The organism is Arthrobacter sp. GCM10027362 (assembly GCF_042679445.1).
Lineage (GTDB): Bacteria > Actinomycetota > Actinomycetes > Actinomycetales > Micrococcaceae > Crystallibacter.
In genome coordinates, this window is sequence record NZ_JBHTML010000201.1 from 1 (window position 1) to 6,888 (window position 6,888).

9 protein-coding genes are annotated in these 6,888 nt (G+C 70.2%); 3 read left to right on the forward strand and 6 right to left on the reverse strand.

Annotated features, from left to right (window positions below; translation table 11 throughout):
• The first annotated feature begins 487 nt into the window (after positions 1–487).
• The 3 genes from ACFQ36_RS19405 to ACFQ36_RS19415 all read left to right on the forward strand — a co-directional run bounded on the left by ACFQ36_RS19405 (position 488) and on the right by ACFQ36_RS19415 (position 2,223).
• On the forward strand, positions 488–718 hold the full coding sequence (locus tag ACFQ36_RS19405; protein ID WP_377016614.1) for a DUF3073 domain-containing protein: 231 nt from the start codon (positions 488–490) through the stop codon (positions 716–718).
• Positions 719–889: 171 nt separating this feature from the next.
• A complete protein-coding gene (locus ACFQ36_RS19410; RefSeq protein ID WP_377016616.1) occupies positions 890–1,243 on the forward strand; it encodes an ArsR/SmtB family transcription factor in 354 nt (117 codons plus the stop codon).
• The gene (locus tag ACFQ36_RS19415) at positions 1,240–2,223 is read left to right on the forward strand and encodes a TIGR03086 family metal-binding protein (protein WP_377016618.1); all 984 of its coding nucleotides are present in this window, start codon (positions 1,240–1,242) and stop codon (positions 2,221–2,223) included. Before ACFQ36_RS19410 ends, ACFQ36_RS19415 begins: the two co-directional genes overlap by 4 nt.
• Here the strand turns inward: ACFQ36_RS19415 and ACFQ36_RS19420 are convergent.
• From ACFQ36_RS19420 to ACFQ36_RS19445, 6 genes are all read right to left on the reverse strand, one after another.
• On the reverse strand, positions 2,220–2,711 hold the full coding sequence (locus tag ACFQ36_RS19420; protein ID WP_377016620.1) for a ferritin-like domain-containing protein: 492 nt from the start codon (positions 2,709–2,711) through the stop codon (positions 2,220–2,222). The genes ACFQ36_RS19415 and ACFQ36_RS19420 overlap by 4 nt on opposite strands.
• Before the next feature lie 93 nt (positions 2,712–2,804).
• Positions 2,805–3,278 carry a 2'-5' RNA ligase family protein gene (locus ACFQ36_RS19425; protein ID WP_377016622.1) on the reverse strand — a complete coding sequence of 158 codons (474 nt, stop codon included), beginning with the start codon at positions 3,276–3,278 and terminating at the stop codon, positions 2,805–2,807.
• A 97-nt stretch (positions 3,279–3,375) separates the two neighbouring features.
• Positions 3,376–4,509, reverse strand: coding sequence for a phosphoribosylformylglycinamidine cyclo-ligase (gene purM, locus ACFQ36_RS19430; RefSeq protein ID WP_377016624.1), 1,134 nt, complete (start codon positions 4,507–4,509; stop codon positions 3,376–3,378).
• A complete protein-coding gene (purF, locus tag ACFQ36_RS19435) occupies positions 4,506–6,062 on the reverse strand; it encodes an amidophosphoribosyltransferase (RefSeq protein WP_377016626.1) in 1,557 nt (518 codons plus the stop codon). Before purF ends, purM begins: the two co-directional genes overlap by 4 nt.
• Positions 6,063–6,130: 68 nt before the next feature.
• Positions 6,131–6,502, reverse strand: coding sequence for a hypothetical protein (locus ACFQ36_RS19440; protein ID WP_377016628.1), 372 nt, complete (start codon positions 6,500–6,502; stop codon positions 6,131–6,133).
• 10 nt (positions 6,503–6,512) lie between these two features.
• On the reverse strand, positions 6,513–6,888 hold a 376-nt coding region (locus tag ACFQ36_RS19445), incomplete at its 5' end, for a sterol carrier family protein (protein WP_377016630.1).

Sequence of the window (6,888 nt, forward strand, 5' to 3'; positions counted from 1 at the left end):
GGTGTCCATTGCGACGGCGGGGTCCGCCCCTCCGGCAGCGCCGTGCCCGGTACCTGCTCCGGTGCGGGACTGTCCGCCGGGGCCGTCCCCGGGTGCCGGGCAGCCCCGGAGGTACCTTCGGGCGTGCCGCCTCCGCCGGCCGTTCCGGACTGTTCGCTCATGGGGAAATTACCTTCCTGGGATCGGTACCGGGATGCCGGCCGGGTTCGTACTCCACCTCGACTTTAGCCAACTCCGGCCTGCGGACGCAGGTTTTCCGCGGGGCGCGGCCGCCCCCGTACCGCCTGCACCCGGCGGTGCGGGCGGCGGCAGGGGCCGGGGACCGGCGGAGACCGGCCGCCATGGGACGCAATGGGAACAGAGCGCGGCGCGTGTTGGTTGGAAAACATGTACCCTATAGGTACGACAGAACTGATCAATATTCCGGGGCCTCGTGCGTTCAGGCGTGCGACCACCTCCGGATCGACGTACAAAAGGGGGTCACGCCATGGGGCGCGGCCGTCAGAAGGCAAAAGCGACTAGGCAGGCCCGGGACATGAAGTACTTCAGCCCGGCTACCGACTATTCCGCACTCCAGCGCGAACTCGGCGCTGCGAAGAGCCATGCTTCGAGCCAGTATTCCGAGGATCCGTACGAGGCGGACTACTCGGAATACGAGGACAAGTACGCGGATCAATATGACGATGACGACGACGAGGACACCCGCCGGATCGGTTAGCCGCCCGGGCCGCGGCCCGCGCCCCGGCCGTCCCGTCATCCTTTGAGCCATTCCCGCCAGCGGCGCGCCCCTTGGGACGCGCCGCCGGTGGTGTTTAAGCGAGGCTTTGGGCGATGCAGGCCCCTTGCCTCACAGGTAAGTGCCGACTAACATGTTAACGTGATGGACCCGATGGAGGCAGCCGCGGAGCCGAACAGGAGGAAGCTGCTGCAGCTGCTGGCCTCGGGGGAACAGACGGTACAGGAGCTGGCCTCCAGGTTCGAGGTCAGCAGGCCGGCAATCTCGCAGCACCTTGCCGTCCTGCAGTCGGCCGGGCTGGTCTCGGCCCGCCGCGAGGGCAGGTTCCGCTACTACCAGGTGGAACCGGCGGGAATTGCCGAACTGCGCAGGATTATCGACACCTTCTGGACCAGCGAACTGGATTTGCTGGTCGCCGATGCGCGAGCCGCCGGGAAGACACTCCGCGGCACCGGCGGCGGTTACGCCGGCAGCACGGACGCAAACAAAGAAGAAGAACCGCCATGAACGTGGAAAAAACAGTGGTCGTGCCGCTGGACCCGGAGCAGACCTTCGCCCTGATCACGGAGCCGGAACGGCTGCGGCGGTGGAACATCATCGCCGGACGGATCGCCGTCGAGGTCGGGGGAGAGTCACGGATGACTGTGGCGCCGGGCTTTCACGCGGTGGGCCGGCTGCTCGAGCTGGAGCCCGGCCGCCGGATTTCCTGGACCCAGAGCTGGGAGGGCCGCGACGAGGTTCCCGAAGGGTCGGCTACGGTGACCATCACGCTCGAGCCGGTCGAGGGCGGCACGCGGCTGACCCTGGTGCACGCCGGGCTGGACGAGGAGCAGGCCGCCGGGCATGCCGAGGGCTGGGACTGGTACCTGCAGCGGCTGCTCGCGGTGGCTTCCGGCAAGGACCCCGGGCCGGACCACTGGGACGGGCTGCTGCAGGAAGCGGACGCGGCGGCCCTGGCCGATGCTTCGCTGGCGGTGCTGCTGCGCGTGCTGCGCGACCTGCCCCCGGAGGCTCTGGCCCGGCGAACGCCGTGCCGGGACTTCGACGTCGCGGCGCTGCTGGATCACCTGGCCGGGTCGCTGGCCGCCGCCGGTAGCGAACTCGGCATCACCGCCGCGGCCGAGGCCGCCGGCACGGCCGAGGACCGGATGGCCCGCCTGGCCCAGCCGGTGCTGGAAGCGTTCACCCGGCGGCTGCGGGAGGGAACACTCGCGCCGGAACAGGAGAAGTTCCTGGCCGGCATGATCAACAACGAACTGCTGGTCCACGCCTGGGACTTCGCCACGGCCACCGGACGGCCCCTGGACGCGCCGCCGGAGCTGGCCGAACGAGTCCTGGAACTCGGCGAGCTGACACCGGAACTGCGGGCCGTGGCTGGTTTCGATGACGCCGTCCCGGTGCCGCCGGATGCTCCGGCGCTGGACCGCCTCGTGGCCCATACCGGACGGGTGCCGCGCCGCTGGCCGGACCCGTCTCCGCGTCGCTAGCCCGCGGCCGATTCGGCCAGCTGCAGGGCCAGCTTCTTGACCTTGTCCCGGGCCGATTCTTCCTGGCCGAGGTTTTCCTCCAGCAGTTCGACCACCTTCCTGGCGCCGAGCACGCTGGCCATTGTGATCAGCGTTTCGTAGACCGCCACCTCGTAGTGTTCCGTCGCCAGCGCTCCGGCAAGGATGACCGCGTCGACCAGGCTCTTGTCGGTCCGGCCGAGGGCCGACCTGCCCTCCTCTGCCATCGCCCTGCTGACCGGGCACGGCTGGTCCTGCCCGGTCAGTTCGAGTGCCTCGAGGCAGCGTTCAACGTTGCTGACCTGCTTCCGGGTCTCCGCGGCGTGCTCGATGAGCAACTCCTTGACCTGGCGGTGCTGGGCCGCCTGCTCCAATGCGCCGAGCATCTTGAGCACGTCGCGTTCCATGGTGAGCGCGGCCCCCAGCTTGAAGCCGAGGAGCTGCTCGGGGGTGGTGAGCTGTTCGGTCATCATTCCTCCTGGTGTCTGCCGAGGCGGGTGCGGTCCGTCCCGCCCGCAAGGCAAGCTAAGCATGCTTAGCATTGCCCTGCAAAGCCCGCTTCGCTACGAAAGCGCAGCTTCCCATACCGCCAGGACTTTGCGGATCCTGCTGTCCCCGCCGGGACGCATGTCCACCAGGGCGGCCTGCCGCACGTCCATCGTGTCCCCCGGATGCAGCCGGGTGTCCGTCTGGGTGACGTGGGGCCGGAAATGTGCCCGGATATGCTGCGGGCTCAGCACATGGACGCCGGGGCCGAGCGCATCCAGCAGGCCGTCGTGCAGCGCCTGCAGCCGGGGATGGGGTTCCACCAGCGAGACCCGGACGGTGCCGTTGCGCCCAAAGAGCGCGTCCGGACCGATCCGCACCGTGAAGCCCAGCCCCGCGGCCAGTGCGCTGCCGATCCTGCCGCTGACGACGTCGGCGTTTTCCCTGGTATCGAACCTGGCCAGCGTGATATGCAGCGGCCATGCGGTGCGCGGGAAGATGAGGCCGGCTTCCACCGGCTGCACGAAGACGACGGCGACATACGCACCCATGCCACCAGTGTGCCACGCCCCTCCGGGAAACGGCCCGGCCACGGCCTTCCCGCTGGTGCGGAAGCCGTGAGCGGGCCGGCCGATGGAAGGGGAGGGGTCAGGCGTAGCTGTTGACCAGGTGAACGGCGCCGCCGTCCACGCCCTTGGCACCCTGGACGAAGTCCGGGCCGGCCAGGGAGGTGTCCACGGCGCCGACCCGCCCCATGACCCAGGAGGGCAGGCCGCGGTCGTTCAGGCGGGCCAGCGCGGCGTCGGCCGAGGCCGCGTCCACGATCGCGACCATGCCCACGCCCAGGTTCAGCGTACGTTCCAGGTCCGGCTGCGGGACGCCGCCCAGTTCGGCGATGAGCTTGAAGACCGGCGGCAGCTCCCAGGTGGAGCGGTCCACCGTGGCCATCAGGCCTTTGGGCAGCACACGGGCCAGGTTCGCGGCCAGTCCGCCGCCGGTGACGTGGCTGAAGCCGTGCACGCCGGCGCCGTCGGACACGGGCAGGAAGCGGGCCAGGTCCAGGCAGTCCGCGGCGTAGACGCGGGTGGGCTCGAGCAGCTCCTCGCCGAGGGTGCGGCCGAGCTCGGAGACCTGCCGTTCCAGCGCCCAGCCGGCATGGTTGATCACCCGGCGGACCAGCGAGTAGCCGTTGGAGTGGATGCCCGAGGAGGCCATGGCGATCACCACGTCGCCGTCCTTGACCCGGTCCGGGCCCAGCAGCGCGTCCGCCTCAACCACGCCGGTGGCCGCGCCGGCGACGTCGTACTCCTGCTCGCCGAGCAGGCCGGGGTGTTCGGCGGTCTCGCCGCCGACCAGGGCGGTGCCGGCCACCTGGCAGGCGGCGGCAATGCCCCGCACGATGTCGGCGATCCGCTCCGGGACCACCTTGCCGCAGGCGATGTAGTCGGTCATGTACAGCGGCTCGGCGCCGACCACCACGATGTCGTCCACCACCATGCCGACCAGGTCGAAGCCGATGGTGTCGTGGATGTCCATCGCCTGGGCGATGGCCACCTTGGTGCCCACCCCGTCGGTGGAGGTGGCCAGCAGCGGCTTGCGGTAGGACAGCAGCGCAGAGACGTCGTAGAGCCCGGCAAAGCCGCCGACGCCGCCGAGCACGTTCGCGTTGTGGGTGGCCTTGATGGCGCCCTTCATCAGTTCGACGGCGCGGTCGCCGGCTTCGACGTCGACGCCGGCGCTGGCGTAGGTGATCGGGCTGGCGTCCTGCGGGCGGGAGGTCATACTCGCTCTTTCTTCTCGTCGTCGGTCAGCACGTATTCCAGGTCCGAGTCCGGACCCGGATCGCAGGAGCCGTGTTCGGGTTCGGAGCCGGCGCTGCGTTCGAGCACGTTCTTGCCCAGCCGGTCCGCCTCCGGCAGCTCGATCGGATACTGGCCGGTGAAGCACGCGGTGCACAGGCGCTCGCGCGGCTGCTCGGTGGCCTCGATCATGCCGTCTTCGGAGATGTAGCCCAGGGTGTCCGCACCGAGCGAGGCGCGCACGTCGTCGATGCCGATGCCGTTGGCGATCAGCTCGGCACGGGTGGCGAAGTCGATGCCGTAGAAGCACGGCCATTTAATCGGCGGGGAGGAGATCCGCACATGGACCTCGGCCGCGCCGGCCTCGCGGAGCATGCGCACCAGGGCGCGCTGGGTGTTGCCGCGGACAATCGAGTCGTCGATCACCACGAGCCGCTTGCCCTGGACCACGTCCTTGAGCGGGTTCAGCTTCAGCCGGATGCCCAGCTGGCGGATGGTCTGGCTCGGCTGGATGAAGGTCCGGCCCACGTAGGCGTTCTTGACCAGGCCCTGGCCGTAGGGGATGCCGGAAGCCTCCGCGTAGCCGATGGCCGCAGGCGTGCCGGACTCCGGGGTGGGGATGACCAGGTCCGCCTCCACCGGATGTTCCCGGGCCAGCCGGCGGCCCATTTCCACGCGTGCGGCGTGGATGCTGCGGCCGTTGATGGAGGTGTCGGGGCGGGCCAGGTAAACGTATTCGAAGACGCAGCCGGCCGGCTTCTTCTCGGCAAAGCGCTGTGAGCGCAGGCCGTGCTTGTCAATGGCGATGAACTCGCCCGGTTCGACTTCGCGGACGAAGGAGGCCCCGACGATGTCCAGGGCCGCCGTCTCGGAGGCGACCACCCAGCCGCGCTCCAGCCGGCCGAGCACCAGCGGGCGCACGCCGGCGTCGTCGCGCGCGGCGTACAGGGTGGTCTCGTCCATGAAGGTGAAGCAGAAGGCGCCGCGCAGCTTCGGCAGCAGCTCCATGGCCCGCTCTTCCAGCGTCTGTCCGGGCTGCCCGGCCAGCAGCGCGGTCACCAGCGCGGTGTCGGTGGTGTTGCCCTGGGCGAGTTCGCCGCGTTCGGGCTTGCCGAATTTCTCGAGCACCTTCTCGTACAGTTCGGCGGAGTTGGTCAGGTTGCCGTTGTGGGCCAGGGCCACCGTGCCGCTGGCGGTGGCGCCCAGGGTCGGCTGGGCGTTGGCCCAGGTGGAGCCGCCGGTGGTGGAGTACCGGCAGTGGCCGACGGCGATGTGTCCGGTCAGCGTGTTCAGCGTCGTTTCGTCGAAGACCTGGGAGACCAGGCCCATGTCCTTGTAGACGTTGATGCGCGTGCCATCACTGGTGGCGATGCCCGCGGACTCCTGCCCGCGGTGCTGCAGGGCGTAGAGCCCGTAGTAGGTAAGTTTTGCTACTTCCTCGCCGGGGGCCCAGACGCCGAAGACGCCGCAGGCGTCCTGGGGGCCTTTTTCGCCGGGGAGAAGATCATGGGAGAGTTTTCCGTCGCCGCGTACCACCCGAGTATTGTCTCATGCCGCGGGCGGCGGCGAAGAACGCGCCGGCGGTGCCGGGGACCGGTAGGACCTTAGCCGGCGGAGCCGCGTTCCGGCGGCTCGGTGCCGTCCGCCTGCTCCGGGGTGCCGGGCTGGTCCACGGTTTCCTCTGCCAGCAGGTGCCCGGCACGCTTGACGCTCATCCGGTCCAGGACCAGCGCCACGATGCCGCCGAGCAGCAGGCCGGCCACGCCGAAGACGACGGCGAAGAAACCGAAGATCGAGCCGCGGGTAAACTCGGCGCTTTCCGGGCCGGTCAGCGCCACCACCACCGCCGCCAGGACGCCGAGCACCGTGCCGGCTGCCAGGAACGGGCCGAACTTCGGAGCGCGCCGGACGGTAAGCTCCCGCCCGGGACGGCCGGGTCCGGGGCCGGCGGGTGCGGGGGACTGCTCTGAACTCATGCCTTCAACCCTACCGGTTGGCGGCCGCGTCCCCGCTGCCGCCAAAAAGCGGCAGCCAGGCGGACAACTCCGCGCGCAGGCCGGAGGCGGCCACCGCCCCCTCCGCCACGGCCTCGGCCCAGCCGGTGGCGCCGGCAGCGAGCCGAAGCCAGGTGTCGCCGTCGCACTCCACCACGTTCGGCGGGGTGCCGCGGGTGTGCCGGGGACCTTCGACGCACTGCGCCACGCCGTACGGGGGCACCCGCACCTCCACGCTGTTGCCCGGGGCGCGTTCGGCCAGCTCCTCCAGGCAGTAGCGCACCGCCGTGGCCACTACCTTCCGCTCCGTCAGCCCGGCGCGCCAGGCGGCCAGGGCGGCCAGGCCGTCCGCGGGCGGGATCCGCCGC